General features: G+C 68.9%; 22 protein-coding genes and 4 pseudogenes. 12 read left to right on the plus strand and 14 right to left on the minus strand.

Features of this window, described 5'->3' with window-relative positions; genetic code table 11:
- Window positions 1-26: 26 nt before the first annotated feature.
- Complete coding sequence (locus tag AB0D57_RS03525) at window positions 27-2,123, plus strand: hypothetical protein (protein ID WP_362066523.1); 2,097 nt, start codon at window positions 27-29, stop codon at window positions 2,121-2,123.
- A gap of 42 nt (window positions 2,124-2,165) precedes the next feature.
- Window positions 2,166-3,710 (plus strand): hypothetical protein, encoded by a 1,545-nt coding sequence (locus AB0D57_RS03530; RefSeq protein ID WP_362066525.1) that lies wholly within the window; start codon window positions 2,166-2,168, stop codon window positions 3,708-3,710.
- A gap of 34 nt (window positions 3,711-3,744) precedes the next feature.
- Here the strand turns inward: AB0D57_RS03530 and AB0D57_RS03535 are convergent, their stop codons facing one another.
- The 10 genes from AB0D57_RS03535 to hemL all read right to left on the minus strand — a co-directional run bounded on the left by AB0D57_RS03535 (window position 3,745) and on the right by hemL (window position 13,723).
- The gene (locus AB0D57_RS03535; RefSeq protein ID WP_362066527.1) at window positions 3,745-4,143 is read right to left on the minus strand and encodes an SRPBCC domain-containing protein; all 399 of its coding nucleotides are present in this window, start codon (window positions 4,141-4,143) and stop codon (window positions 3,745-3,747) included.
- 73 nt (window positions 4,144-4,216) lie between these two features.
- Window positions 4,217-5,146, minus strand: a complete 930-nt coding sequence (locus AB0D57_RS03540) for a CU044_5270 family protein (RefSeq protein WP_362066529.1) — start codon at window positions 5,144-5,146, stop codon at window positions 4,217-4,219.
- Window positions 5,143-5,757, minus strand: coding sequence for an RNA polymerase sigma factor (locus AB0D57_RS03545; RefSeq protein WP_362066531.1), 615 nt, complete (start codon window positions 5,755-5,757; stop codon window positions 5,143-5,145). The genes AB0D57_RS03540 and AB0D57_RS03545 overlap by 4 nt, the downstream gene beginning before the upstream one ends.
- 86 nt (window positions 5,758-5,843) lie before the next feature.
- Window positions 5,844-6,929 carry a c-type cytochrome biogenesis protein CcsB gene (gene ccsB / locus AB0D57_RS03550; protein WP_362066533.1) on the minus strand — a complete coding sequence of 362 codons (1,086 nt, stop codon included), beginning with the start codon at window positions 6,927-6,929 and terminating at the stop codon, window positions 5,844-5,846.
- Entirely contained in the window at window positions 6,926-8,716 is a 1,791-nt protein-coding gene (locus tag AB0D57_RS03555) for a cytochrome c biogenesis protein ResB (protein ID WP_362066535.1), read from the minus strand. Before AB0D57_RS03555 ends, ccsB begins: the two co-directional genes overlap by 4 nt.
- 3 nt (window positions 8,717-8,719) lie before the next feature.
- Window positions 8,720-9,457, minus strand: a complete 738-nt coding sequence (locus AB0D57_RS03560) for a cytochrome c biogenesis protein CcdA (RefSeq protein WP_362066681.1) — start codon at window positions 9,455-9,457, stop codon at window positions 8,720-8,722.
- Between the two features lie 54 nt (window positions 9,458-9,511).
- Window positions 9,512-10,141 (minus strand): TlpA disulfide reductase family protein, encoded by a 630-nt coding sequence (locus AB0D57_RS03565; RefSeq protein ID WP_362066537.1) that lies wholly within the window; start codon window positions 10,139-10,141, stop codon window positions 9,512-9,514.
- 66 nt (window positions 10,142-10,207) lie between these two features.
- Window positions 10,208-11,554 carry a hypothetical protein gene (locus AB0D57_RS03570; protein WP_362066539.1) on the minus strand — a complete coding sequence of 449 codons (1,347 nt, stop codon included), beginning with the start codon at window positions 11,552-11,554 and terminating at the stop codon, window positions 10,208-10,210.
- A 130-nt stretch (window positions 11,555-11,684) separates the two neighbouring features.
- The gene (locus AB0D57_RS03575; RefSeq protein WP_362066541.1) at window positions 11,685-12,410 is read right to left on the minus strand and encodes a histidine phosphatase family protein; all 726 of its coding nucleotides are present in this window, start codon (window positions 12,408-12,410) and stop codon (window positions 11,685-11,687) included.
- Complete coding sequence (hemL, locus tag AB0D57_RS03580; protein WP_362066543.1) at window positions 12,407-13,723, minus strand: glutamate-1-semialdehyde 2,1-aminomutase; 1,317 nt, start codon at window positions 13,721-13,723, stop codon at window positions 12,407-12,409. Before hemL ends, AB0D57_RS03575 begins: the two co-directional genes overlap by 4 nt.
- Window positions 13,724-14,060: 337 nt before the next feature.
- Between hemL and AB0D57_RS03585 the strand changes: the two genes are divergently transcribed.
- Window positions 14,061-14,498: a hypothetical protein gene (locus AB0D57_RS03585; RefSeq protein WP_003974483.1), complete on the plus strand. Its 438-nt coding sequence runs from the start codon at window positions 14,061-14,063 to the stop codon at window positions 14,496-14,498.
- Between the two features lie 24 nt (window positions 14,499-14,522).
- On the opposite strand, the pseudogene AB0D57_RS03590 reads toward AB0D57_RS03585, so the two are convergent.
- A pseudogene (locus tag AB0D57_RS03590) lies at window positions 14,523-14,705 on the minus strand (IS5/IS1182 family transposase); the annotation flags it as partial.
- Window positions 14,706-14,872: 167 nt separating this feature from the next.
- Between AB0D57_RS03590 and AB0D57_RS03595 the strand changes: the two are divergent.
- The 5 genes and pseudogenes from AB0D57_RS03595 to AB0D57_RS03615 form a co-directional block, all read left to right on the plus strand.
- Window positions 14,873-15,693 (plus strand): annotated as a pseudogene (locus AB0D57_RS03595) (helix-turn-helix domain-containing protein); the annotation flags it as partial.
- Window positions 15,694-15,899: 206 nt separating this feature from the next.
- Window positions 15,900-16,141, plus strand: a pseudogene (locus AB0D57_RS03600) (transposase family protein); the annotation flags it as partial.
- A gap of 56 nt (window positions 16,142-16,197) precedes the next feature.
- Window positions 16,198-17,217, plus strand: coding sequence for a hypothetical protein (locus AB0D57_RS03605; RefSeq protein ID WP_362066545.1), 1,020 nt, complete (start codon window positions 16,198-16,200; stop codon window positions 17,215-17,217).
- Window positions 17,218-17,555: 338 nt separating this feature from the next.
- The gene (locus AB0D57_RS03610) at window positions 17,556-18,119 is read left to right on the plus strand and encodes a dihydrofolate reductase family protein (RefSeq protein ID WP_108153531.1); all 564 of its coding nucleotides are present in this window, start codon (window positions 17,556-17,558) and stop codon (window positions 18,117-18,119) included.
- A 55-nt stretch (window positions 18,120-18,174) separates the two neighbouring features.
- Window positions 18,175-18,555 carry a hypothetical protein gene (locus AB0D57_RS03615; RefSeq protein ID WP_362066547.1) on the plus strand — a complete coding sequence of 127 codons (381 nt, stop codon included), beginning with the start codon at window positions 18,175-18,177 and terminating at the stop codon, window positions 18,553-18,555.
- A 711-nt stretch (window positions 18,556-19,266) separates the two neighbouring features.
- On the opposite strand, the gene AB0D57_RS03620 is transcribed toward AB0D57_RS03615, so the two are convergent.
- Entirely contained in the window at window positions 19,267-19,728 is a 462-nt protein-coding gene (locus tag AB0D57_RS03620) for a GNAT family N-acetyltransferase (RefSeq protein WP_362066549.1), read from the minus strand.
- Entirely contained in the window at window positions 19,725-21,128 is a 1,404-nt protein-coding gene (locus AB0D57_RS03625) for an MFS transporter (protein WP_362066551.1), read from the minus strand. The genes AB0D57_RS03620 and AB0D57_RS03625 overlap by 4 nt, the downstream gene beginning before the upstream one ends.
- 103 nt (window positions 21,129-21,231) lie before the next feature.
- On the opposite strand from AB0D57_RS03625, the gene AB0D57_RS03630 reads away from it, so the two are divergent.
- From AB0D57_RS03630 to AB0D57_RS03640, 3 genes are all read left to right on the plus strand, one after another.
- Window positions 21,232-21,900, plus strand: coding sequence for a TetR/AcrR family transcriptional regulator (locus tag AB0D57_RS03630; protein WP_362066553.1), 669 nt, complete (start codon window positions 21,232-21,234; stop codon window positions 21,898-21,900).
- Between the two features lie 255 nt (window positions 21,901-22,155).
- Window positions 22,156-22,554 carry a DUF6153 family protein gene (locus tag AB0D57_RS03635; protein ID WP_362066555.1) on the plus strand — a complete coding sequence of 133 codons (399 nt, stop codon included), beginning with the start codon at window positions 22,156-22,158 and terminating at the stop codon, window positions 22,552-22,554.
- Between the two features lie 90 nt (window positions 22,555-22,644).
- On the plus strand, window positions 22,645-23,304 hold the full coding sequence (locus AB0D57_RS03640) for a DUF305 domain-containing protein (protein WP_362066557.1): 660 nt from the start codon (window positions 22,645-22,647) through the stop codon (window positions 23,302-23,304).
- A 362-nt stretch (window positions 23,305-23,666) separates the two neighbouring features.
- On the opposite strand, the pseudogene AB0D57_RS03645 reads toward AB0D57_RS03640, so the two are convergent.
- Window positions 23,667-23,794 (minus strand): annotated as a pseudogene (locus tag AB0D57_RS03645) (pyridine nucleotide-disulfide oxidoreductase); the annotation flags it as partial.
- Between AB0D57_RS03645 and AB0D57_RS03650 the strand changes: the two are divergent.
- Entirely contained in the window at window positions 23,756-23,965 is a 210-nt protein-coding gene (locus tag AB0D57_RS03650) for a hypothetical protein (protein ID WP_362066686.1), read from the plus strand. The pseudogene AB0D57_RS03645 and the gene AB0D57_RS03650 sit on opposite strands and share 39 nt — an antisense overlap.
- Window positions 23,966-23,989 lie beyond the last annotated feature (24 nt).

Consider the following 23,989-nt stretch of genomic DNA (forward strand, 5'->3'; position numbering starts at 1 on the left):
ACCGGACCGCGCCAGGGGGAGATGCGGTGCACAGAGGGCTGCACGGACGCGGAGCGTTGTTCGACATCGATCCGCCCGGTCTCGCTCCGCGGCTCGTCGGCCTGCGCCCGTACCAGCACCGCGCGTCCCCGTACGAACACCCGAAGGAACTGCCCTTCGTGGTGTTCGCGGGTGGTCGCGGGCTCGGCAAGAGCGCGGTGCTGCGCGAGCTGCGGGACGCCTACCGCGGCCATACGCCGGTCGCGTTGATCGACGGCGAGGAGCGGCAGTTCACCGGCCCGCCGCCGGAGCGGCCCGCGGAGGCCTGGTCTCCCGTCGGGCAGGCGCTCACCACCGTCGCCGAACAGCTCGCCGAGCCGGTGACGGGCGCCGGGCGGATCGGCTTTCCCCGGCTGGCGTCCGGGCTGCTCGCCGTGGCGGCGGGCGGCTGGAGCGACCGTGACGTGCCGCGTATCCGGCAGGAGGCGGAGCGCATCCTGCTGCTGAACGAGACGGGCTCGCGGCTGTCGGGGTTCGCGGGACGCTGGGTGAGCAAGGTCATCGCCAAGCTCGTCGCCTCGATGAGCAGTACGGGGCCGGTGGTCGAACCGATCATCGAGGCGACCCTGGAGGCGTTCGCCGAGGGGATCGCCCCCGCCCACCGCCGACTGCGCCGGGCGGCCGCCTGGTACCGCGACTATCCGAACGCCGGCGGCAATCCCAAGCTCGGCCTGATCCTGCTCTCCGCGCACTTCCGGGCGGGCGGCGACTCCCGCACACACGCCGAGCTCTATCTCGTACGGGCCCTGCTGGCCGACCTCGACGACGCGTACGCGGGGGTCATGCAGCGCTCGCACCGGCTGGGCCGCCCGGTCGTACTGATCGACAACGTGCAGGATCCGGCGGGCCTCGGCCTCATGGAGCCGGTGCTGCGCGACCGCGCCGACGGCATCGCCGACCAGGTCGTCTTCTTCGCCGCCCTGCGCGGATACGCCCACCCGGCGCTGCGCAACGCGGGCCGCCGCGCCCTGCCCGAGGTCGCCCGGCACACCGGCTGGACACCCGGCACCTCGCCGTCCTCGCGGGCCCTGCTCGTCGCGCTGCCTCCGCTCACCCCGGACGACACGCTGCACCTCGTGGGCGGCACCGCTCAGGGCTTCGACATGCCGCCGCAACTCCCGCACGCCACACACCGGTTGTCCGGCGGCAGCCCGCTCGGCGTCACCCTGCTCGCGGAATCCGCCCGGCAGAACCTGCCCCAAGGGTCCGCTTCCCTGGGCCAGATGCTCACGGCGGACGTCGCCGTCCACGAGGACCACGACGGCCGCCCCACCTACCAGGAACTCCTCGACCGGCTCGTACCCGGCGGCCGCCTGGACGAGCTGACCGTGCTCGCCGCGGCCCACGACCGCGACTCGGCGTGCGCGCTCGCGGAGGTCCAGCTCTCGGACGACTTCGGCGCGTCGGGCGTCCTCGACCTGGAGGAGCGACTCGCGGAGGAGGGCTGGGCGACGGCCGACGGGCAGTTCGTCGGCGACCCCTTCCTGCGCGCGCTGCTCCTGCTGCGGCTGCACCACAGCGACCCGGACCACGCCCGCTGGCGCGCCGTCCACCGCGCTCTCATCGACCACTACGGCGACGGGGACCAGGCGGACCGCGGCCGCTACCGGCTGCACCACGAACTCGCCCTGGGCAAAGCCGACTTAGCGGTGGCGTACCTCCGGGAGGCCTTCCCGGTCAGCGAAACCCGCGGCTGGCTCTCGACGCTGGTCTTCATCGCGTCCGCGCCGTACTACCACGCGCACGACCCGGAGGGCCGCGACTTCGCCGGCCACGACCACCGCGCGGCCATCGCGCTCGGCCGCACGGACGCGGCCCAGCCGCCGCAGCCGGACGGCGTGGACGCCGTACTGCATCTGCGGGTGCGCAGGCTGCTGCACGCCGTGTGGCAGTTGACCGACCCGCTGGTGCTGCCGGACCCGAAGGTGTCCGACCGGCTCCGTTTCGAGCTGGAGCAACTGTCGAATCTGCGGCCCGCGGGCAACCCGCTGCTGTGGCGGGCCTCGCGTGAGTGGCCGTCGGACGCGCTCGCCGGCCGCCCCTTGCGCATCCCGGCCGACGACGAAGACGGGAGTCAGGGATGACGCGGGGCAGGGGTCAGGGATGACTGAGGGCAGGGGGCAGTGATGGGCCGCTTGTGGGTGTGGCTGCGTGAGGACGTCTGGGAGATACGTTTCCGCCGATATGTCGCCCTGACGCTCGCGGCCGTCCTCGCGGGCCTCGGCATCTGGGGCGGCATGACGGCCACGAAGGAGGACCGGTCCTGCGCCCCGGGCGTCGTCCGGCCCGAGGACAGCGACGAATGCGTGGGCGTGTCGTCGACGACGTACGCCTTCGGACGTCCGCAGTTCGCCGACACCGTACGGGCGATCCACCGCGAGAACGCCCTGCTGGAGCCCGGCAGTTACGTCACCGTCGCTCTCCTCGAACCCTTCACCGCGACCGACGCCGACAACCTGAACGATGTGCTGCACGAGCTCCAGGGCGCCTATCTGGCCCAGTACCGGGCCAACCACGAATCCACCGGCCTGAAACCGAAGATCCGGCTGGTGCTGGCCAACCCCGGTGGCACCGGCGCGCACTGGCAGCACACGGTCGACCAGCTGGCGCGCATGACGACGGGCCCCGACCGGCTGCGCGCGGTGACCGGGGTCGGGCTGAGCACCGAGAACAACAAGAGGGCGGTCACAGAGCTCACTCGGCGGGGCATCCCGGTGATCGGGAGTTCGATCACGGCCGACGACCTCGCCAACGGTCAGGATGGCAAGGACCCCTTCCCCGGGCTCGCCCGCGTCTCGCCCACCAACACCGACGAGGCTCGCGCTCTCGCCTCCTTCGCCAATGTCTCGGCGGCCAACGCGTTCCTGGTCTACGACCGCACGGGCGACCCGTACACGCGCACGCTCCAGAGCTCCTTCGAGAAGATGCTCAAGGGCTCGCGCTACGGGGCGCAGCCGTTCACCCCGCCCGCCGACCGCAGCAAGGAGGGCAGCACCGCCAACGTCTTCGAGCAGATCACCCACATCCTGTGTGACACGCCGACCAGCACGGACACCGTCCTGTTCGCGGGCCGGCACACCCAACTGCGCCAGTTCATCAACATGTTGGGCCAGCGCGGCTGCGACCACCGCCGGTTCACCGTGCTCACCGGCGACGAGGGCTCATATCTCGCCGGGGACAAGGATCTCGACCCGGCCGCCCTCGATGACCCGCTGCTGACCGTGCGTTACACGGCCCTCGCCCACCCGGACGCCTGGCTGAAGGACACCGCGAAGACCGGCGGCAGCGCCACCGACGCGAAGGCGCTCGAGGAGCTGCTGACCGACGCCGAGAAGGAACCGGTCGGCCCGATCGGGCCGATCGCCCTCGACGACGGCCAGCTGATCATCGCGTACGACGCCATGCGGCTCGCCGTGCACGGCATCCGTGGGGCGTCGCCGACGGGGAAGATCCCGGCCCTGGTGGACGTGGGGCTCCAGTGGCCACAGGTGAAGGGCACGCAGCTGCGGGTCGACGGGGCGAGCGGGTGGATCTGTCTGGACGCCCACGGCAATCCGTACGACAAGGCCGTACCGATCGTGGAGCTGACCCCGGAGTCCCGCGCCCGCTTCGTGAAGATCGCCTGGCCGGAGGGGAAGCCACCGGCGAAGGAGTGCCTGCCGCCGTCCTAGACGGTCAGCGCACCGACGGTCAGCGCGCGGATGGTCAGCGCGCGGTCAGCATGTGGAGCAGGCGTTCGAAGCGGGCGCGCCACCCGGGCGGCTCCTGCCCGGCCTCGAGCTCATGGGTGAACCGGACGGTGGAGCCGTCCGGTACCCCCGGCTCCAGATGGAACCGGATCCGCCCCCGCTCCGCCACGGTGTACTCGGCGATGCGCTCGACATCCCACGCGGTGACCCGTCCGGCGCCGATCCCGTCGAGGGTGACCGCGCCACCGAGCCGCGGCTCGAACACCTGAGCGACAGCCAGCCATTCCCGCAGCCCTTCGGGGGTGGCCAGCGCCGTCCAGACGTTTTCCACAGGCTGGGGAAAGTGCAGCAGGTAGTGCAGAACGCGCGTGTCCCCCCGCATCTCGACGGTGCCCTCTTCGATGGCTCGGGTCATGACACCAGCGTGGCGCGTGACCGGGGGTTTCGCACGCCTGGGGCACGCGTGGGCCACGCGCTGGGGGCGCGCGTCAGGGGCGCTGACCGGCCTTGTCGACGACGGCACGGGACAGGATCGCGGTGTTGCTGGTGACATCGCCCTTCTTCACCCCGCCCGACCAGTCACTGGTGGCGACCGAGCGCTCGCCGAGGAATGCGTGGGTCTTCCTGTCGAAGATCCACTCGTCGCGGCTCGGGTTGTCGGGGTCCTTGCGCGCGATGGCGACGCCCGAGCGTCCGGCGGCGTCCACCACGTCCTCGACCACCGTCACGCCGGGGATCTTCGCGACGGCCCGATAGAGCGCGGCGCTCACCTCCGGCGGCACGATGGCCTCGCGGATCAGGTCGCCGACGAGGACGAACATGGCCTGGTCGGTCTCCTGGCCGCTGTACTTCGGGGCGACCTCGTGCAGCCAGTCGTACATCTTGTCCGCGTCGGTGGGCAGCGTCGACAGGTGGCGGTAGTTGGTCGAGAGTTCGTAGGCGACCTCGCCCGGCTTCGGGTCTGCCTCACCGCGCCACTGACCCCGGCCGGTCTCCCGGTACAGCCCCGCACGGGTGCCGTCCACCGAGTGCCAGCTCTCGAACCGGTGCAGCGGCGGGATCTCCGTCTTCTTGCCCTCGCCGCTCGACGAGTAGGAAACCTTCGCGTCGACGTACACCCACTGGTCGTCGCGGATCGCGTCGGGCGAGTCCTCGTGCTCGGCCGCCAGTGCGAGGTCCTCCAACAGCGCCACGGTCGCCCTGCTCGGCGGCTGCGCGCTCACGTCCCCGCCCGACGACGGCAGGAGTACGAAGGCCACGGCCGCCGCGGTGGCGACGGCGGCCGCCGCGATCGCGGGCCGCAGCCACGGGTTGCGGCGCCGGGGGGCCTGCTCGTTCTGCCGGATCTCGGTCATCAGATGCTCCTTGAGGAGTTGGTGACGGCCCGGCGGAAGGTCCTTCTCGGGAAGTCGGTTCATCGGTTCCCCTCCTTCATGGGCCCGACCGCGGTGGTGCGGTCACCTTTCATCTGTCCGCGCTCCAGGGGTAGTTCCATATGTTTCGCGAGTTTTATCCGCGCCCGTGAGAGCCTCGACCGTACGGTCCCCACCGGCACCCCGAGCGCCTCGGCCGCCGCCGCGTAGTCGAGCCCCGACCAGACGCAGAGGGCCAGCACTTCCCGCTCGGCCCGCCGCAGTTCCCGAAGGGCTGTCCGTACGAGATCCAGCTGGGCCGCGTCGTCGAGGCGCCCGGCGACCTCGTCGGCGAAGTCCCGCACGGCCTCGTCGCGCGGCAGCCGGGCGACGGCGGCCGCGTGTCTTCGCGCGGCCCTGCGCGTATTGCGCGTGACGTTCGTGGCGATACCCAGCAGCCACGGCCGCAGCGAGCCCCCGTCCTCGTCGACCTTGTCGCGCAGGCGCCAGGCGTCCAGGAAGGTCAGCGACACCACGTCCTCGGCCTGCGCCCAGTCGCCCGTGAGCCGGTAGGCATGGTTGTAGACGGAGCGCGCGTACGCGTCGAAGAGCTCGCCGAAGGCTTCGTGGTCCCCCGCGCGGATGCGCTTCCTAAGATTCCCCAGGGTCGTCTCCACACCTCCTACCTGTCCGTACGACGAAGGCCGGTTCCCGTGACTCACGCCACAGGGAACCGGCCTTTGCCGTAAGCGTCGTACGGGGGCTACACGCCCGCGTAGGAGTGCTTGCCGGAGACGAAGATGTTGACGCCGTAGTAGTTGAACAGCCAGCAGCCGAAGGCGATCAGCGCGATGTAGGCGGCCTTGCGGCCCTTCCAGCCGGCCGTGGCGCGGGCGTGCAGATAGCAGGCGTACGCGACCCAGGTGATGAACGCCCAGGTCTCCTTGGGGTCCCAGCCCCAGTAGCGGCCCCAGGCGTCGCCCGCCCAGATCGCGCCCGCGATGATCGTGAAGGTCCACAGCGGGAAGACGGCGGCGTTCACGCGGTAGGAGAACTTGTCGAGGGAGGCCGAGGCGGGCAGCCGCTCCATGACGGAGGTCGCGAAACGGCCCGGCGTGCCGCCGGTGGCCAGCTTGTTCTCGTACGAGTCCTTGAAGAGGTACAGCAGGGTGCCGACCGCGCCCACGTAGAAGACCGCGCCGCAGAAGATCGCGGTCGAGACGTGGATGTACAGCCAGTACGAGTGCAGGGCGGGAACCAATTGGTCACTGGCGGTGTACAAGACAGTGACGGCGAGACCGAGATCGAGGAGGACCGTGGTGACCAGGGGAAGGCCCAGCCAGCGGACGTTCTTCTTCAGCGCGAGCAGCACCAGGTACACCGTGACAGCGCAGGTGGAGATGGTGATGTTGAACTCGTACATGTTGCCCCACGGCGCCCGCTGCACCGACAGAGCGCGCGCGACCACCCCGGCCGCCTCGACGGCCCAGGCGACCACGGTGAGGGACACGGCGATACGGCCGTAGAGGTCGCCCTGCTCGTCCCCGCCGTGCGCCCCGGGCCCGTCGGGCACGTCACGGGCGCCGGCCGCGGACCGGGTGACGACCTGGGGCCGCTCCAGGACGGCGGTGCCGCCGGCCTTGTTCACCGTGACCGCGGGAGCCGCCGCCTTCTTTGTGCCCTTCGTGGCGGTGAGCGCGGCGGCCGTGCGGCCGACCTTGCTGCGGCTGCCGAGGAGCCACTCGGCGATGTACGCGAAGAAGGCCAGGGTGTAGACGGCCATCGCGGAGTAGATCAGCGTGTTGCTGACGTTGGCGAGGTGTTCGTTGGTGGCGGTGGCGAGAGTCACTTCTCAGCCCCTTCGGCAGGTACGGGGGGTTCGACGTCGGGGTCGGGTTCGTCGGTCTTTGTTGGCGCCCGTTCGTGCACGAGCGCGGCCAGGTCACCGAGTTCTTCGGGAAGCTTGGCGGACTCGCTGCGGCCGAGGCCCGCCATTTCGACCACGGTGACACCGTCGGCCCCGGCCGTCGCCCGCACCCAGACCCGACGGCGCTGGATGAAGAGCGAGCCGGCGAGACCGAAGATCGCGGCGAAGGCTCCGATCAGCGCCCAGTCACTGCCGGGCTGCTGGGTGACCTGGAAGTTCGCCCACTCCTTGACGCCCTTGTCGAAGGTGATCGACCCGGCACCGTTCGGCAGCTTCATGGTCTCTCCGGGCAGCAACCGCGCCTTGAGGATCTTGCCCTTCGAGTCCTTGAACTGCTTCATCTTGGAGGTGTCCAGTTGGTACACGTTCTGCGGAATGCCCGAATCGACACCCAGGCTGCCGTGGTAGCCGCTCAGCGCGAGTACGGGGAAGTCCAGCGCGGGGAACTGGGAGAACATCGTGCCCTCGCCCGCGCCCGCGAAGGTCGGCACGAAGAAGGCGCTGAAGCCGAGCTGTTCGCTCACACCCTTCGCGTTCTTGTAGCCGTCCATGACCTTGATCGCGCCCTGCGAGGTGACGTTCGAGTCGAGCGGCAGCAACGGCACGGCGTCGTGGTAGACGACGTTGCCCTTGCCGTCCCGGACCGTGACGACAGGCGCGTAACCGTGCGCGGTGAGGTAGACCTTCGAATCGCCGATCTCCAGCGGCTCGTTGACCTTGACGACTTTCTTCTTGTCCTTGCCGTAGGCGCCCTCGCTGTACGTGATGTCCGTCTGGTACGTGCGAGGGGTGCCCTGGTTGGGGCCGGTCCGCTCGTAGGTGCCGGTGAACTCCTTGAGCTTGAAGCTGAACGGCGTGAGGTCGTCGGTGCTGAAGAGGTTGCCGGACTTGAAGTCGTCGTACTGCGACATCGTGTTGGAGAAGCCGTCGCCCTCGAGGATCAGCTTGTTTCCCTCGGACTTGAAGAGCTGGCCCCAGGCGAAGGCGACCAGCATCACGACCAGCGCGATGTGGAAGATCAGATTGCCGGTCTCGCGGAGGTACCCCTTCTCGGCGGCGACCGCGTCCTTCTCGATGTGCGCCCGGAACCGGCGCTGCCCCAGCACCTTGAGCGCGACCTCACGGACCTGCTCCGGCTCGGCCTCGGTGCGCCAGGTCGCGTATGCGGGCAGCCGGTCCAGCCGCTTGGGCGCGCCCGGCGGGCGGCCGCGCAGCTGCCCCACGAACTGCCAGGTGCGCGGCACGATGCAGCCGATGAGCGAGACGAACAGCAGGATGTAGATCGCCGAGAACCACACCGAGCTGTAGACGTGGAACAGCCCGAGCTTGTCGTAGAGCGGCCCGAGCACGCTGTGCGCGTCCTTGAAGTCCGCCACCTGCTGCGCGTCGGTCCCGGACTGCGGGATCAGCGACCCGGGGATCGCCCCCAGCGACAGCAGGAACAGCAGGATCAGCGCGACCCGCATGGAGGTCAGCTGCCGCCAGAACCAGCGGACCCAGCCGATGACCTCGCGGCCGGTCCACACCAGCCACCCGGCGGCACCGGGCGCCCGCATCCCGCCGAACGAGCCGGGCACGGCCGTCTCCACCGGAGCGGTGGAAAGCTGGGATCCGGCTTCGCCGAGATCGCCGTCGGCGGTGGTTCCGATGTGCCGCTTGGCGGTCGCCTGACCCGTCGTCTTGTCGGTGTCGGTGTCGGTCGTGCTCATGGATCAGATCCCTACCGTGAAGCCGTTGGACCAGACCTGCATCTCCTGCACGAGGCTGTCCCACGCGCCGGTCAGCAGGAGCAGTCCGGTCGCGATCATCATCGTGCCGCCGATGCGCATCACCCAGACATAGTGGCGCTTGACCCAGCCGAAGGCGCCCAGGGCCTTGCGGAACGCGACCGCGGCGAGCACGAACGGCACGCCGAGGCCGAGGCAGTAGGCGACGGTCAGTATGGCCCCGCGCCCCGCGCTGGCCTGGTTGGAGGAGAGCGCCAGCACCGAGGCGAGGGTCGGGCCGATGCACGGCGTCCAGCCGATGCCGAACAGCGCGCCGAGGAGCGGCGCCCCCACCAGCCCCGTGACCGGCCGCTTGTGGAAGCGGAACTCACGCTGGGTCAGCCAGGGCATCAGCCCCATGAAGAAGACACCCATGAGGACCATGAGCACACCGAGCACCTTGCTCAGCGTGCCCTGGTACTCGTACAGGGTCGACCCGAAGTACCCGAACAGTGCCCCGCCGGAGACGAACACCACGGTGAACCCGAGCACGAACAGACTCGCGCCCCCGACCATCCGCCCCCGTCTGGCCTCCGCCAGATCCGTGCCGGTGACCCCGGTGACGTACGACAGATAACCAGGTACGAGCGGGAGCACGCACGGCGAGAAGAAGGAGATGAGCCCGCCGAGCACGGCGACCGGCAGGGCGAGCAGCAGGGCCCCGCTGTAAACGGTGCTGTTCATTCCGTCGGACGACGCGGCAAGGGCCGTGGACGCGGCGAGAAGGGACACGTCAGGTCACTTCTCCGCGAGGATGGGATCGAGCATCTCGCGCAGCGTCTCTTCGCTGAGGGGCTGCAGCGTCCGGGCCGCGATCTTCCCGTCCCGGTCGATGACGAGCGTGGAGGGGATCGTCTGCGGGTTGAGCGTGCCCTTCTTGAAGCGGAGCATCAGCCTGCCGGTCGGGTCGTACAGGCTGGGGTATGTGACCCCCTGCTCCTTCTCGAACGCCTGGGCCGGACCGGTGCTGGGGTCACGCGTGTTGATACCGACGAACTGCACGCCCTGCGCCGCGGTGTCCTTGGCGACCTTGACGAAGTTGCGCGCCTCGGCGCGGCACGGCGCGCACCAGGAGCCCCACACGTTGAGGACGACGATCTTGCCCTTGTAATCCGCGACGTCGAGTTGCCCGCCGTCGACGGTCTTGCCGGAGAGGTCGGGGGCGTCGGTGCGCGAGCCCTTCTTGACGGTGGAGATACCGTCCTTGCCCGCGACGAAGTTGGTGTTGCCCGATCCCCCGGAGGTGCCCCCGGAACCGCACGCGGACAGGACAAGCGCGGCGACGGCGGCCCCAGCGGTGAACAGGGCGGCGCGGCTACGGGTGCGGATGCGGTTCGACCGCTGTTCGGCGCGGCAGGCGGCACTCATGTGAAAAGTTTCGCATGCCCGTTTCGAGGATCTTCCGCACCCCCCTTGCGGGCGGAAAACACCATTTCAGGCGGCCGACCCAGCCCCCGCGGAAGCCCCTTCGCCGGCACCGCCTTCGCCCGCACCGCCTTCGCCCGCACCGCCTTCGCCCGCACCGCCTTTGCCCGCATCACCGAGGAACGTCTTCCAGCCGCCGTCCGGCTGCTGCCCCACGTCCAGCGTCTGGAGCTTGGCCAGCACCTCGGGGCGCTGCACGTCCAGCCAGTCCACGAACTGCCGGAAGGAGACGAGGCGTACGTCCCCGCCCTTCTCCTTCTCCCGGGCTATGTGCGTGAAGGCCTGCTCGACGGCGTCCATGTAGATGCCGCCGTTCCATGTCTCGAAGTGGTTGCCGATGAAGAAGGGTGCGCGATTTGTCTCGTATGCCCGCTGGAATCCGGCGATGTACGCCCCGGTCGCCTGCTTGCGCCAGCCCGGGTAGTTGTACGACGGCGCCTGCGTCGAGTTGATCGACTGGTTGGCGAGGATGTTGTAGTCCATCGAGAGCACCTCGAAGCTGTGCCCCGGGAAGGGGATCGCCTGCAGCGGGAGGTCCCACAGCCCCTGGTTCTTGCGCGGCCAGCACTGGCGGCCGCCGGGCGAGGAGGCGTCGTAGCGCCAGCCGAGTTCCCTGGCCGTGGGCAGCAGGTTCTCCTGGCCGAGCAGACAAGGCGTGCGCCCGCCGACGAGTTCCTTCTCGTAGTCGAAGGGCAGTGCAGGCAGATCGCTCCAGCCCGTATGGGTCCGCCACTGGGTGACGAAGGACTTGGCCTGGTCGATCTCGCTGCGCCACTGCTCCGGCGTCCAGTTGGCGACGGTTCCGTAGCCGGAGCAGAAGTGACCGTTGAAGTGCGTGCCGATCTCATGGCCTTCGAGCCAGGCCTGCCGGACGTACTTCAGCGTCTCTTTGACGTGGTCGTCGGTGAGATAGCCGATGTCCGAAGCGCCCTTGGGGTTATTGGGCGGCGCGTACAGGCGCTTTTTCGACTCGGGCAGGAGATACAGCCCGGAGAGAAAGAAGGTCATGTGCGCGTCGTGTTCTTCGGCGAGCTGGAGAAATCGGGGGAAGAGACCGTTCCCGACCTCTCCCGCTCCGTCCCAGGAAAAGATCACGAACTGCGGCGGGGCTTCGCCGGGTTCGAGGGGCACGGGCTTCTCGGGCTGGTTCGGCTGCTTGCCCGTATAGGCGGTGGAGCCGTCGCCGAGCGGGCGGGCGGTGTGCCGGGGAGAGCCGGGCCGACTCGGTTTGCCCGATCCGGAACCACCGGCTCCCCTTCCATCGTCATGTTGTGCGGTGCCGCACGCCGCGAGTCCCCACGCGGCCCCGGCACCCACCCCGAGGCCGAGGACTCCCCTTCGGCTGATGTCCCGCATTCGGTCCCCATCTCCTCGCACTCTCACAGCCGGCTCTCAGCCGGCACCCAATGAGAGGGCGCGAGGAGGGGACGGGTTCCACCAAACTCGTATTAATAGTATTAAACGAAGACTCCGACCGGGTGGCGTCCTACGCCCCGAACGCCTTCCCCTTCCCCTTCACCGGCTTGGCGCCCGCGAGGAGATGGGCCGGGACGAGATCCCGGGCGGGCTCGGTGTAACCCACGGAGACGATCTTGTCGCCGCGATAGGTGAAGGTGGTGAGGGACGCCAGCGTGCACTGCCGCTTGCGCGGGTCGTGCCACAGCCGCCGCCGCTCGACGTAGCTGCGCACGGTCCAGATCGGCAACTGGTGGCTGACGAGCACCGCTTCATGACCCCGGGCCGCGTCCTTGGCGGCATCCAGCGCCCCCATCATCCGTACGACCTGCTCCACGTACGGCTCACCCCAGGACGGCTTGAACGGGTTGACGAGGTGCTTCCAGTTCTCGGGCCGCCGCAGCGCCCCGTCGCCCACCCCGAACGTCTTCCCCTGGAAGACGTTGTCGGCCTCGATCAGCCGCCCATCGGTGTTCAGGTCGAGCCCATGCGCCTTGGCGATGGGCGTCGCCGTCTCCTGCGCCCGCTCCAGCGGGGAGGCGACGACATGGGTGACGTCGCGCGACGCGAGGTGCTCGGCGACCCGGTCGGCCATCTGCCGCCCGAGCTCGGACAGGTGGTAGCCGGTCAGCCGCCCGTACAGCACCCCGTCCGGGTTGGCGACCTCGCCGTGCCGCATGAGGTGTACGACGGTGATGTCGCTGTCGTTCTTCTCGGTCCCGATCCCCATGTCGGCCCCGCTCCCCGTGTCGCTCATGCCGTGGCCTCCGCAGCCGCCCGTGCCGCCGCCGGAAGGGCGTCGGCGATCCGCTGGACGGCCCGCTCGTCATGGGCCGTGGACACGAACCACGACTCGAAGGACGACGGGGGCAGATAGACGCCCTGCGCCAGCATCGAATGGAAGAACGCGGTGAACCGGAAGGACTCCTGCGCCTTCGCGTCCTCGTAGTTGCGCACCTCGCGCCCGGTGAAGAAGATCGAGAACATGTTGGAGGCGTTCTGCAACCGGTGCGCGACGCCCTCCTTGCTCAGCGCCTCCGTGACCAGCCCGCGGATCTGCTCGGAGACGGCGTCGACCTTGTCGTACGCGGCGTCATCGAGCAGCCGCAGCTGCGCGAGCCCCGCCGCCGTCGCCACCGGGTTCCCGGACAGCGTGCCGGCCTGATAGACGGGCCCGGCAGGCGCGAGATGCCCCATGACGTCCTTGCGCCCACCGAAGGCGGCGGCAGGGAACCCGCCGCCCATGACCTTGCCGAAGGTCATGAGATCGGGACGAACCCCATCAATTCCGAACCAGCCGGCCTTACTGGTCCGGAACCCGGTCATGACCTCATCGGAAATGAACAGGGCGCCGTTCTTCGCGCAGGCGTCCTTGAGCCCTTGGTTGAACCCGGGCCGCGGCGGCACGACACCCATGTTCCCCGGGGAGGCCTCGGTGATCACGCAGGCGATCTCACCGGGATGCGCGTGGAAGGCCTCGTTCACGGCTTCGAGGTCGTTGTAGGGAAGGACAATCGTGTCCCCGGCCTGGGCGCCGGTGACACCGGGGGTGTCCGGCAACGCGAACGTCGCCACACCGCTCCCCGCCGCCGCGAGCAGGGCGTCCACATGCCCGTGATAACACCCGGCGAACTTGATCACCTTGGAGCGCCCGGTGAACCCGCGCGCGAGACGGATGGCGGACATGGTCGCTTCGGTCCCGCTGGAGACGAGCCGGACCTGCTCCACGGGCTCGACCCGCGCGACGATCTCCTCGGCGAGGGCGACCTCGCCCTCCCCCGGCGTACCGAAAGAGGTGCCGCGCGCCACGGCCTCCTGGACGGCGGCGATGACGTCGGGCTGCGAATGCCCGAGAATCATCGGCCCCCACGAACAAACAAGGTCGACGTATTCCCTCCCGTCGGCATCGGTCAGGTATGGACCGTTACCGGACACCATGAAGCGGGGCGTACCGCCCACGGCACGGAACGCTCGCACCGGAGAGTTCACGCCGCCGGGCGTGACGGCAGCCGCACGGTCGAAGAGATTCTGCGAAACTGGGGCTTCGTACGGATAGCTCACATGAGCCATGGTGTCAGAGGCTGCGAAGATCCTGCGGACAGGTGTTTCAACGCACGTTTCGGCGTGCGGCCGTGGGGGAGGTCACTGTCACGATGATCGGGTTGCGTGGCGGGGGTCGCGCGCCTTAGAAAAGCAGTCGGGTGGAGATATGCATCGCGGTGGCGGACTGGGCGAGGGGACCGATGACCTCGGTCCTCGGCGTGCCCGGCGGGGGAAGCACCGGCGCGAGGCGGAGGAAGCGGCAGAGACACCTGAGCGGATCGACCAGTCGACGCGTATGGACGGTATGGACTACATGGACCGTAGGGCAGACCGGCTCGGGGCAGGGAGCGGGAATGGTGGCCGGGTGGGGGTGACGTACAAATACTTCGGCGCGCCCGACGGCGCGACGGCGGCCCGGGTACCGATCTCGATGCGCCCCGAAGAACTCGGCGGCGACGAGCTCGGCATGAACGGCATGTTCACCAAGATCAAGCCGGAGACGATGGCCGCGATGGTCCTCACCGGCATCGAGGGCGTCCCCCTCCACAAGGTGCCCCCGCTGGAGCTGGTCGTCCTCCACCCCGACTACGCCGTGGTGAAACTCCCCATGACCGTCGTCGACCCCCTCCGCGGCATCGGCGAGGAAGCGGTCGGCGCGGCCGCCTTCATCTGGTCGACGGTCCCGGACCGGGGCGGGCCGCGGGACGCGTTCAACGTGTACCAGCTGCTGCACGAGTGGCAGGACTTCAGCCATCGGCTGCATGAGGCGGGGCATCAGCCGTATTGCCTTGTGTGGCCGTGAGCTGGGGTTTCACTGGTAGCGGGCTCCAGCCGCGAGCTGGGCGTAGGGGTGGCCGTTGCGGAGGTGGGCGAGGGCCAGCAGGGCCTGCCAGCCGGCGCTCAGGCGCCGCCAGCGGGTGCCGAGCACCCGGCGGTGTTCTCGCAGGCGAGTGGTGAGGAAGCGCAGGGCAGAGCTGGACAGGTCCAGCCCGGACGGGTAGACAAACACGCGAAGCCTCTGGTGGAGAAAGTCCTCTTGGTCGAAAACCCATCTATCAGGGGCTTCACCGTTCTGTCAGCCCAACTACCCAGCTCGCCCCGCAGGTTGGGAACGCCTCCGTGGGTCGGTTGAGCGGTGCCAGCGACTCAGCCTGCAAGAGTGGTGGGTTCGACGCCGTTGGGCCCCTCAGGATCTGTTCGGCGCGGGCGACCGCGGCCACTCTCCGTCGGACGGAGCGGCTGGCCCGGGAGGACGAGGAGCTGGCCGTCTTCCTCAGTCTTCAGACGACGGGCACCAGCCTGGTGGTGCAGAACGGTCACCAGTGCCTGCTGAGGCCGGGAGACTTCGCCGTCTACGAATCGACCGCCCCCTACGCACTTCTCTTCGACGAGGGAATCGACGACCACTTCTTCCGTTTCCCCCGCGCGGCACTCGCGCTCCCCGAGCGGTTGCTACGAGACATCTCCGCGGTCCCCCTGGGACCCGACAACCCCATTGCGCGCCTCGCCTTCATCTACTTCTCCCAACTGGCCGTCAGCGACGCAATACACCAAGGCGCGCACGCCGACGCCGTCGTGGAACCCAGCATCGAACTCCTCCGTGCCGCCCTGACGTCCCAGCACGGCAAATCAGCCTGGCCAGAGCACCGTTGGAGGCGATACTCAGCCTGCGGATCACTCATTACCTCCGGGCGCACCTGGCCGATCCCGATCTGTCGGCGGCACGGATCGCCGCCGCACACGACATCTCCGTGCGTCATCTCTACGCTGTGCTGTCCCGGTCGGGCATCAGCCTCGGAGACTGGATCCGTACACGCCGCCTGGCCGAATGCAGGCGAGAGTTGGCCGGCCCGAACGGCCGACTGCGGACCATCGCCGCTATAGGACGAAGGTGGGGCTTCATGGACGCGACCCACTTCAGCAAGGTGTTCAAACAGGCATACGGAATCTCCCCTCGGGCCTGGCGCGACCAGAACCACCCCCGCTCCTCCGCGTGATGGTCTCCGCGCGGCCGCGTTTCACGTCACCGACCTTGGACGCCCGGTCTGGGGCTGCGGTCAGGCGACCAGTGCCAGTTCTCCGGTTTCGGTGAACTCCGCGGTCGTGGCGCCGTCACGGGCGCGGTCGAGCGCACCCCGAGCCGGCTGACGCTCACGCTCGCGGCGCAGGGCGACCCCCCGGCCCTCGCGGCGTGGAGTGCTGAGCCGACAAGGGCTACCGGGCGCCGGTGACACCGTCCGCGTTCCCCTCTGGGGGCGCTGGGAGACGCTGTCCGCAGGTCAGCAGGCCGCCAACCGCTCACACGCGAAGATCCGCGCACTCGTCGAACAGGCCATGGCCACCCACAAGGCCTGGCAGCTCCTGCGCAAGCTGCGCTGCTCCACCACCCGCATCACCTGCCTCATCCAGGCCATCCTCACACCGCACCTGAGCTGCTCAAGTTGAGGTTGGAAAACGCTCAGTCACAGGGCACTGTCAGTGCCGAGGGGAACAATCAACTAATGCGCGACAACCACAGGTTCAGAATGGCCGACGGCGCGGAACTCGTCGGCCGCCAGACCGAATCGTTCGAGATGCGGGTCAGCATCCCTTCCGATGACAACGGGTTTTTCGGCCGCCAGTGCCCGGAGTGTTCCTTGATCTTCCGTATGGACGCCCAGCAGTATGAGGCGCTCCCGGACGACCTCACCCTCTGGTGCGTCTATTGTGGACACTACGCGGAGCACTCGGAATTCATGACCGAGCAGCAGCGCGATCGCATCATGCAAGCCGCAGGTGACTTCGCTATGCAGATGGTCAGCCAGGAGTTGGACAAGATGTTCGGCGGGCTGGCTCGCAGCTCACACAGCGACTGCGTCTCCTTTTCGTACGAGTCGCGGCCCTTTTACCCCCGCCCGTTGCCAGGCATCGACGAGGAGCGGCTCGTCCGCGTCCGCACATGCGGAGGCTGCCAGAATAACTACGCTGTCTTCGGGGAACACCGGTACTGCCCCGTGTGCGGGCAGCTCCCCGCCGCATCGGTCGCCTTCGACGCGCTCCAGGCCGACACCGCACGCCTCGACGTGTTGGAAGCACTGCCGTCGGACACGAAGGCAGTGCTGCGCGAGCAGGGAGTGTTCACTCGCAACTGGGTCGACACCGTGGAGAACGTGGTCGGAGTCGTGGAAGCCTTGGCTTCCTCCCTCTTCCACGCGGCCGTACCGAACGCGAACAGCCTCCTCAACGGCAAAGGGGCCATCTTCCAGCGTCTCGACCCTATGGCCGACCTGATCATCGACGCCGGCTTCTCGGACGTACGGACCGCCCTCGGCCCGCAGACTTGGCAGCATCTCCTCGGAACCTGGGCCGCCCGACACGTCTTCACCCACAACGACGGCATCGTGGACGCGAAGTACCTGACCAGGGTGCCCAATTCATCCGCGAGGATGGGCCAGCGCCTCGTACTGACAGATGCCGATTGCCGCCGAGCGCTCGACGACGCAAAGACCCTTTGCGAGGCACTCGTGAACGCGTTGAGCTAAACGAACGGCCCGCCCAACCCTCAGGACGATCCTCGATCCAAACACCTGTCATGCGTCAAGGAGTTGGCAGGGTTTGATCTTGGTATAGCTGGGCTCAGTACGTGTACGTTTAGCCTCCGGTTAGTGAGATTTTCACCGTACGGGGTATCTGCAACAGCGCAGATCACAGCGGTGGCGGCGGGCTCGTCTCGTCCCCGCCGGTACGTCGGAGGTTTTCTTTCCGTACGGAGCATCTGCTTGGCGTGGTGGTCAACTGGCCCTCGGTGTGGCCTGACCGATGAGTTTTGCGCGCCGTGCTGGTCTGTACGCCGAATACCGACTCACGGGAGGCTGACGCCATGCGGAAACTGACCTTCGGCATGAACATGAGCCTGGACGGCTACATCGCCGCGCCCGGCGACGACCTCGGCTGGAGCGTGCCGAGCGACGAGCTGTTCCAGTGGTGGTCCGACCGGGTGGACGCGACGGGCCTGGCGCTGTACGGGCGCAAGCTGTGGGAGACGATGAGCTCCCACTGGCCGACCGCCGACAAGCAGCCGGGTGCCACACCGGCGGCGATCGAGTTCGCCGGCCGCTGGCGGGACATGCCGAAGGTGGTGTTCTCCTCTACGACCAGCACGGTCGACTGGAACACCCGTCTGGTCACCGGCGACGCGGTCACCGAGATCACCAGGCTCAAGGCCGACGACGGCGGCCCCATGGACATCGGCGGTGCCACACTCGCCGCGGCGGCCATGCGGGCCGGGCTGATCGACGAGTACGCGATCGTCACCCATCCGGTCCTGGTGGGCGGCGGCACGCCGTTCTTCACAGCCCTGGACAACTGGGTGAACCTGAGCCTGGTGGAGACCCGGACGTTTCCCGACGGCGTGGTGCTGACCAGGTACGAGACCAGGCGCTGAGTGCCCGACGGCGGATCAGCGCGGGCTTCGGGCCACCCAAGGATCTCGTGGCGCTGTGTTCACGTTTCTGCGCGAGCAATACCGGGACACGCTGCGCCAGGCCGGATTCACGCACACGCTGTACTTCGAGATGGTCGACGAGGGCGGCAGGAAGCTCTACCTGATCTTCGGCACCCAGCACGAACGGGGACTGGAGAAGATGAAGGACGCCATGTGGAAGGTGGACCCTTCCTACGGCGTCCGCTACCGCGACCCCAGGGACACCCAACAGCAGATGCTGGATCTCGAATTCGAACCGGATACGGCTCCGCTGCGACGAATCCTGCGCGACTTCATCTCCGAAGCGCCTGACGGGCTCACCATCCCAGAGCTCAAGCAATACGCCCTCCTGGAGACCGTCTACCGGCCCGCCCAAGTGAACGGTGTTGACCCGTGAGAACTACGGAGAGAGGTTTCCCCAGGTCAACGCGCATTTTCACGCGAAACCCCAGATCAGCACCCCGCCCCTCCCAATCGCTGCACGAGTGGCGGGACTTCAGCCACCGGTTGCATGAGGCGGGGCATCAACCGTACTGCCTCGTGTGGCCCTGACCTGGGGTTTCACTGGTAGCGGGCGGGGTCTTCGGGCCTCGCCCTTTTCAGTGCCGGAGAGGGGGCCGTCAGGCGGCCAGGGCACACGTGCTACCAACGGCTCTGCATGCGCAGAAGAGGGCGTACAGCAAAGGATCCCTGCCCAGAGCGTCAGACTGGCTCTCCGAGAAGATGGGCTTCTCGTTCGGTGCCCAGCCGTACGGCCAGGGCCGTCGGCCCGATCTCGCTCAATGCCCATAGAGCGCTCGCCCATCGGGCCCAGCGCCAGAGCTGGTCGTGCGTCTCCGCAGGAAGGTGGAAAGGCATAACGGGGATGCCGTGGGCGGCGAACGGTCGATGGTCGAGATAGCGCAGGCCGCCCGTGCCGCAGAGATAGGGCTGCTTCCGGTGGCTCCGGCGAGGTCTGCAAGACGCTCGGACCGGCCCGGGCGGGTCGGGATGGAGCTGCTGTCCAGCACCTCGCCGCCCCAGCCGAGGACCGTGAGCAGGGCGAGTGACCGAACGGAGGCCGCCCATCTCGACCAGCTCGGTGGTCGTGTTCAGGTTGGCACTCCGTCTATGGCTTCGGCCACGCTCCGCTGGGCGCAGGGCCTTTAGCCATCACGCGGTACATGCCGATCGAGCCGTGCGTGGCGGTGTCGGCGAAGCCGAACTTCTCGTAGAGGTGGCGGGCGGGGCCGTCCGCGATCAGCGAGATGTACGCGGTGGCGGGTGCCCGGCGCTCCAGCTCGTCGGTGAGAGCGGCCATGATGCGCTTGCCGAGGCCACGTCCTTGGTGTGCGGGGTGGACGCACACGTCGACGATCTGGAACGCGGTACCGCCGTCACCGATGATGCGCCCCATGCCGATGGGCTGCCCGTCGTGCTGGAGGACTACTCCGTACCACGTGTTGGGCAAGGCGAGCGCGGCCGCCTCGGGGGCTTTGTCCGAGAGGCCGGCATCAGTGCGCAGGCGGCGGAAGTCCTCGACGGAGGGCACACCCGGACTCAACTCGTAGGGGTCATACACGCTGGTCACCTTCTGTCGTTCTTGGCCGGGATCAGCCACAGGGCGATGACGGCGGAGGCCGCGGCCATGCCCGTGGCGACGAGGAACGCGTCGTCGAAGCCGGAGGCGGCCTGGGAGCCGGTGGGGACGGCGATGCTCATGGCGGCGGCGCTGGAGACGGCCGCGGCACCGGCCGAGGCGCCGAACTCGTGGAAGGTGCTGACGATGCCCGAAGCCACACCGGCCTCGTGGGGGGCCACGCCGGCGAGTGCGGTGGCGGAGGCTACGACGAACAGGGCGCCCAGCCCTGCCGCAGCGACACTCACGCCGGTGACCATCGCGGTCGTTCCGGACCAGAGCACCGGTACGAGGAACCCAACGGCCGCGACAGCCAGGGCGACCACAGCCAGCAGCCGTGCTCCCAGACGGCCGATCACACGGCCGGCGGCGGTGGCGGCAACCATGGTCAGCAGCGCCACCGGCAGGAACAGCACGCCGGTCGTCAGGGCACCGTGACCCTGGCGGTTCTGGAGGTAGAAGGAACCGAGGAAGAAGGCCCCCACCATCAGCGCCGTAGTGACGGCGATCACGAAGGTGCCCGCCACCACTGGGCGCCGGCCGAGCAGGCGCAGGTCCATCAGCGGTGCCGCCGCCCGGCGCTGCCAGGCGGCGAAGGCGGCGTAGGCGGCTGCCGCGGCGGCGACCAGAAGGACAGTGACGGCGTCGAGCCAGCCGTGGTCGCCGGCACGGATCAGGGCGTAGATGAGGGCGCCGGTCGCGGCGGCGACCAAGGCGGCGCCGGGTACGTCGAGGGAACCGGTGGCCGCGCGGGGCAGACGGGGCAGGATCCGGGCGAGTGATACGAGGACGATCAGCCCGATGGGGACGTTGACGAAGAAGACCCAGGCCCAGCCCGGACCTGCTGTGATCAGTCCGCCCAGCAGCACACCGAGCGCGGCGCCCCCGCCGCCGAGCGCCGACCAGATGCCCAGCGCGCGGTTGCGCTCGTCGCCGTCGAACAGCCGCACCACCACGGACAGAGCGGCAGGCGACAGCATCGCGGCGCCCACCCCCTGAGCAATCCGGGCGGCGAGCAGCAGAGGGGCACCGGTGGCGAGTCCGGCAGCCAGGGATGCGGCGGTGAATACGCCGAGCCCGGCCAGGACGACCCGCTTGGGACCGAACAGGTCCGCGGCCCGGCCGCCGAGCAGCATCAGACTCCCGAACGTAAGGGCGTATCCGCTGACCACCCAGGTCAGCGCCGCGCGGTCCAGATCCAGTTCGGCACCCATGTCAGGGAGAGCGATCGCGACCACGGTGATGTCGAGGATCAGCATCAGCTGGGCCAGCCCCAGCAGCCCCAGGGCCGTCCAGCGCAGCGGATGCGGTGCATCCGGTGCGCGGGTGGTGGTGATTTCCGTGTCGCTCATGACGCTCACCCTTATCGCTAAGTCGTACAACGGTGTTCAGGTTATACACCCCAGGGGTATAACCTGAACAGGTGTGTTCGACTTACTGCGGTACTGTGAGCGCATGGGCAGCAAGAGCACCACCAAGCGCGCCGACGCCGTGCGCAGCATCGAGGCGATCGTGCAGGCCGCGGCCGAATGCCTGGGACGGAACCCGGAGGCGAGCCTGAGCGAGATCGCGCGGGCCGCGGGCGTGGGCCGGGTGACGCTGTATGCGCACTTCACCTCCCGGGCGGAGGTCGTCGACGCGGCGATGAGCCGTGCCCTCGACCGGGGCAACGAGGTACTGGACACGGTCGACCTGACCGGTGACCCGCTGCTCGCCCTGGCGCGGTACGTCGAGGCCGGCTGGCACCTGGTGGATGAGGCACGGGCGCTGCTCGTCGCCGCGCAACGGGAACTTCCCGCGGGACGCATCCGCGAGCTGCACAGCGGGCCCGCCGCCCGGGTCGAGGCGCTGGTCGCCCGAGGTCGCGCCGAGGGGGTCTTCCGTACGGACCTGCCGATCGCCTGGATGGTCAATGTCCTGCACGCGGTCATGCACAGCGCGGCGGAGGAGATCCGCGCCGGCCGTCTCACCTCCGACCGCGCCGCCGGTCACATCACGGCCACGGTGCTCGCCGCCTTCACAGCGCCGGGCAAGCCGGTACCCGAGCCGGGCGGCGGCGCGTTGACACCGACAGCTTCCGACGAAGAGCTCAGCGCGGGAGAGGCGGCAGCTACCGGTGGCTGACGGCCACTGACGTACCCGGCAGCGGCCTGGCTCACCATGCCTTCCTGCTGCCGGCCGCGGCCCTGCTCATCCGTTTCCTGCGCACCGGCGGCCTACGATGACGCGGATGACGGGAGGCTCACCCAATGAGAGCCCGATCAGAGCCCGATCAGCCAGATCAGCCAGATCACCATGAACACGAGCACAGCCACACCCGTACCCACAACGGACACCACCAATGAGCCCGCGTCACCGGCTTCGCCTAGGATGATCCCGATGAAGAGCCCCGAGCAGCACCTTGCGCGACCGCCCGTGCGGCGGTGGCGGGAGCTGCTCGTGCTCGGACTGCTCGCCGGGCTACTGGCCATGCACGCCCTGGCCCCCGGCGGCATCGTCCACGAACAGGCCGGGCCGCAGCACATGACGGCCGTCTCGGTCAGCGCTCACGACGACTGCGCGGGGGACGGCGGGGCCTGCGGCGGAGGACACCCCCATCACGCCGACCCGACCTGTGTGGCGGCCGCGGTAAGCGGTGCACCGACTCTCCCCGCCCTCGTTCCCGACCCGGTGCCCGTCCCCGTGCGCGCCGACACCGTCTGCCCGTACGCGGCCGAGGCCTCCGACAGCGCACGCGCGCCACCCTCCCTGGCGGAACTGCAACTCCTGCGGATCTAGACACCGCGCGGCACCACGTCACCGGCACGACGACGCGGTGCGCCTCGGCATGTCCAGATCCCTTTCCGCAAGCACAGCAGGAGTTCCAGCATGCGCAACACCCGTACCCTGACCCGCCGCGCCGTCCTCGTGGCCGCGTCCGTCACCGCCGCACTCGCCCTCGCCGCCTGCGGCAACGACAGCGGCAACAGCGGCAGTGGACACGCGGGCGGTCACAGCTCCGCGTCGTCGTCGGCGAGCGCCGACGCCACGGCCGGAGCGCCCAACGCCCAGGACGTGTCCTTCGCGCAGGGCATGATCCCGCACCACCAGCAGGCCCTGGAGATGGCGGAGCTCGCCGCCGACCGGGCCTCGTCCGCCGAGGTCAAGGACCTCGCCTCGCGCATCGAGAAGGCGCAGGACCCGGAGATCAAGACCATGAGCGGCTGGCTGACATCTTGGGGTGAGGACGTCCCGACGTCGTCCGACAGCACGGCGGAGTCCATGCCCGGCATGGACCACTCGGACGGCTCCGCGATGCCCGGCATGATGGACGGCTCGGACATGGACGAACTGGAGAAGGCGTCCGGCACGGACTTCGACACCATGTTCCTGACCATGATGATCGAGCACCATGAGGGCGCCGTCGACATGGCCACCACCGAGAAGACCAAGGGCAAGTACGGTCCCGCCACGTCCCTGGCCGACGACATCATCACCGCGCAGACGGCCGAAATCAGCGAGATGAACAAGCTCCTCGGCAAGAGCTGACGAACAGGGGGGAGGGGACCGGTTTCCACCCCGGCCCCCTCTCCCCCTGTCACCTGACATCCTGGACGGCGTAGACGCTGCCGACGCCGGCGTCATGGCGAACCTCCACGCCTTTGCCGAGGGGTGCTACGCGGCGATCCGCAACCCCGTACAGCCATGAGGACGGTCTCCCCCAGCACGAGGCGCTCGAACGGCTCGCGGCCTTCAGCCTGTTGGCCCGCTGGGTGGACACGGCGACCGTGCTGACCGTCTGAGTCGATCACCCCGGCGTGGGATCAGCAGACGAGATCTGCGACCGCGCGAGCCGCGTCCCTCGCAGGCCGGCCGATCAAAGTGGCGAAGGCCCGCCCGGTTCAGCCGCTGAGGTGGAGCGGCTCCCAGTTGTGCTGCCAGACACCGCCGGGCTGGGCCTGCGCGCGCAGGATGACGAAGTCCACGCCGAGAGGCGCTGGTGGTAACTGGCGGCGAGCCCGGCCCGCCCGCCGCCGACATCGTCATCACCATGGGCTGTGGGGACGCCTGCCCCGTACTGCCGGGCCGCCGCTACCTGGACCGGCCGGTCACCGATCCCAAGGGCGCCCCGATCACCGTCGTACGCGGAATCCGCAAGGAGATGGACGCCCACATCACGGACCTGCTCGCTTCCCTGCCGAGCACCTGAACTCGCCACCCCCTACAACGCTCT

Source organism: Streptomyces sp. NPDC048275, from assembly GCF_040652275.1.
Classification (GTDB): domain Bacteria; phylum Actinomycetota; class Actinomycetes; order Streptomycetales; family Streptomycetaceae; genus Streptomyces.

What these genes read in the sequence shown, in the direction of transcription:
- AB0D57_RS03530 (WP_362066525.1), top strand. Translation starts at nt 2,166, where the DNA reads ATGGGCCGCTTGTGGGTGTGGCTGCGTGAGGACGTCTGGGAGATACGT.
- AB0D57_RS03630 (WP_362066553.1), top strand. Translation starts at nt 21,232, where the DNA reads ATGGGCAGCAAGAGCACCACCAAGCGCGCCGACGCCGTGCGCAGCATC.
- AB0D57_RS03535 (WP_362066527.1), bottom strand. Translation starts at nt 4,143, where the DNA reads ATGACCCGAGCCATCGAAGAGGGCACCGTCGAGATGCGGGGGGACACG.
- AB0D57_RS03640 (WP_362066557.1), top strand. Translation starts at nt 22,645, where the DNA reads ATGCGCAACACCCGTACCCTGACCCGCCGCGCCGTCCTCGTGGCCGCG.
- AB0D57_RS03575 (WP_362066541.1), bottom strand. Translation starts at nt 12,410, where the DNA reads ATGAGCGACACGGGGAGCGGGGCCGACATGGGGATCGGGACCGAGAAG.
- AB0D57_RS03540 (WP_362066529.1), bottom strand. Translation starts at nt 5,146, where the DNA reads ATGAACCGACTTCCCGAGAAGGACCTTCCGCCGGGCCGTCACCAACTC.
- AB0D57_RS03610 (WP_108153531.1), top strand. Translation starts at nt 17,556, where the DNA reads ATGCGGAAACTGACCTTCGGCATGAACATGAGCCTGGACGGCTACATC.
- AB0D57_RS03560 (WP_362066681.1), bottom strand. Translation starts at nt 9,457, where the DNA reads ATGAACAGCACCGTTTACAGCGGGGCCCTGCTGCTCGCCCTGCCGGTC.
- AB0D57_RS03625 (WP_362066551.1), bottom strand. Translation starts at nt 21,128, where the DNA reads ATGAGCGACACGGAAATCACCACCACCCGCGCACCGGATGCACCGCAT.
- AB0D57_RS03565 (WP_362066537.1), bottom strand. Translation starts at nt 10,141, where the DNA reads ATGAGTGCCGCCTGCCGCGCCGAACAGCGGTCGAACCGCATCCGCACC.
- AB0D57_RS03605 (WP_362066545.1), top strand. Translation starts at nt 16,198, where the DNA reads ATGCGCGACAACCACAGGTTCAGAATGGCCGACGGCGCGGAACTCGTC.
- AB0D57_RS03570 (WP_362066539.1), bottom strand. Translation starts at nt 11,554, where the DNA reads ATGCGGGACATCAGCCGAAGGGGAGTCCTCGGCCTCGGGGTGGGTGCC.
- AB0D57_RS03555 (WP_362066535.1), bottom strand. Translation starts at nt 8,716, where the DNA reads ATGAGCACGACCGACACCGACACCGACAAGACGACGGGTCAGGCGACC.
- AB0D57_RS03635 (WP_362066555.1), top strand. Translation starts at nt 22,156, where the DNA reads ATGAAGAGCCCCGAGCAGCACCTTGCGCGACCGCCCGTGCGGCGGTGG.
- hemL (WP_362066543.1), bottom strand. Translation starts at nt 13,723, where the DNA reads ATGGCTCATGTGAGCTATCCGTACGAAGCCCCAGTTTCGCAGAATCTC.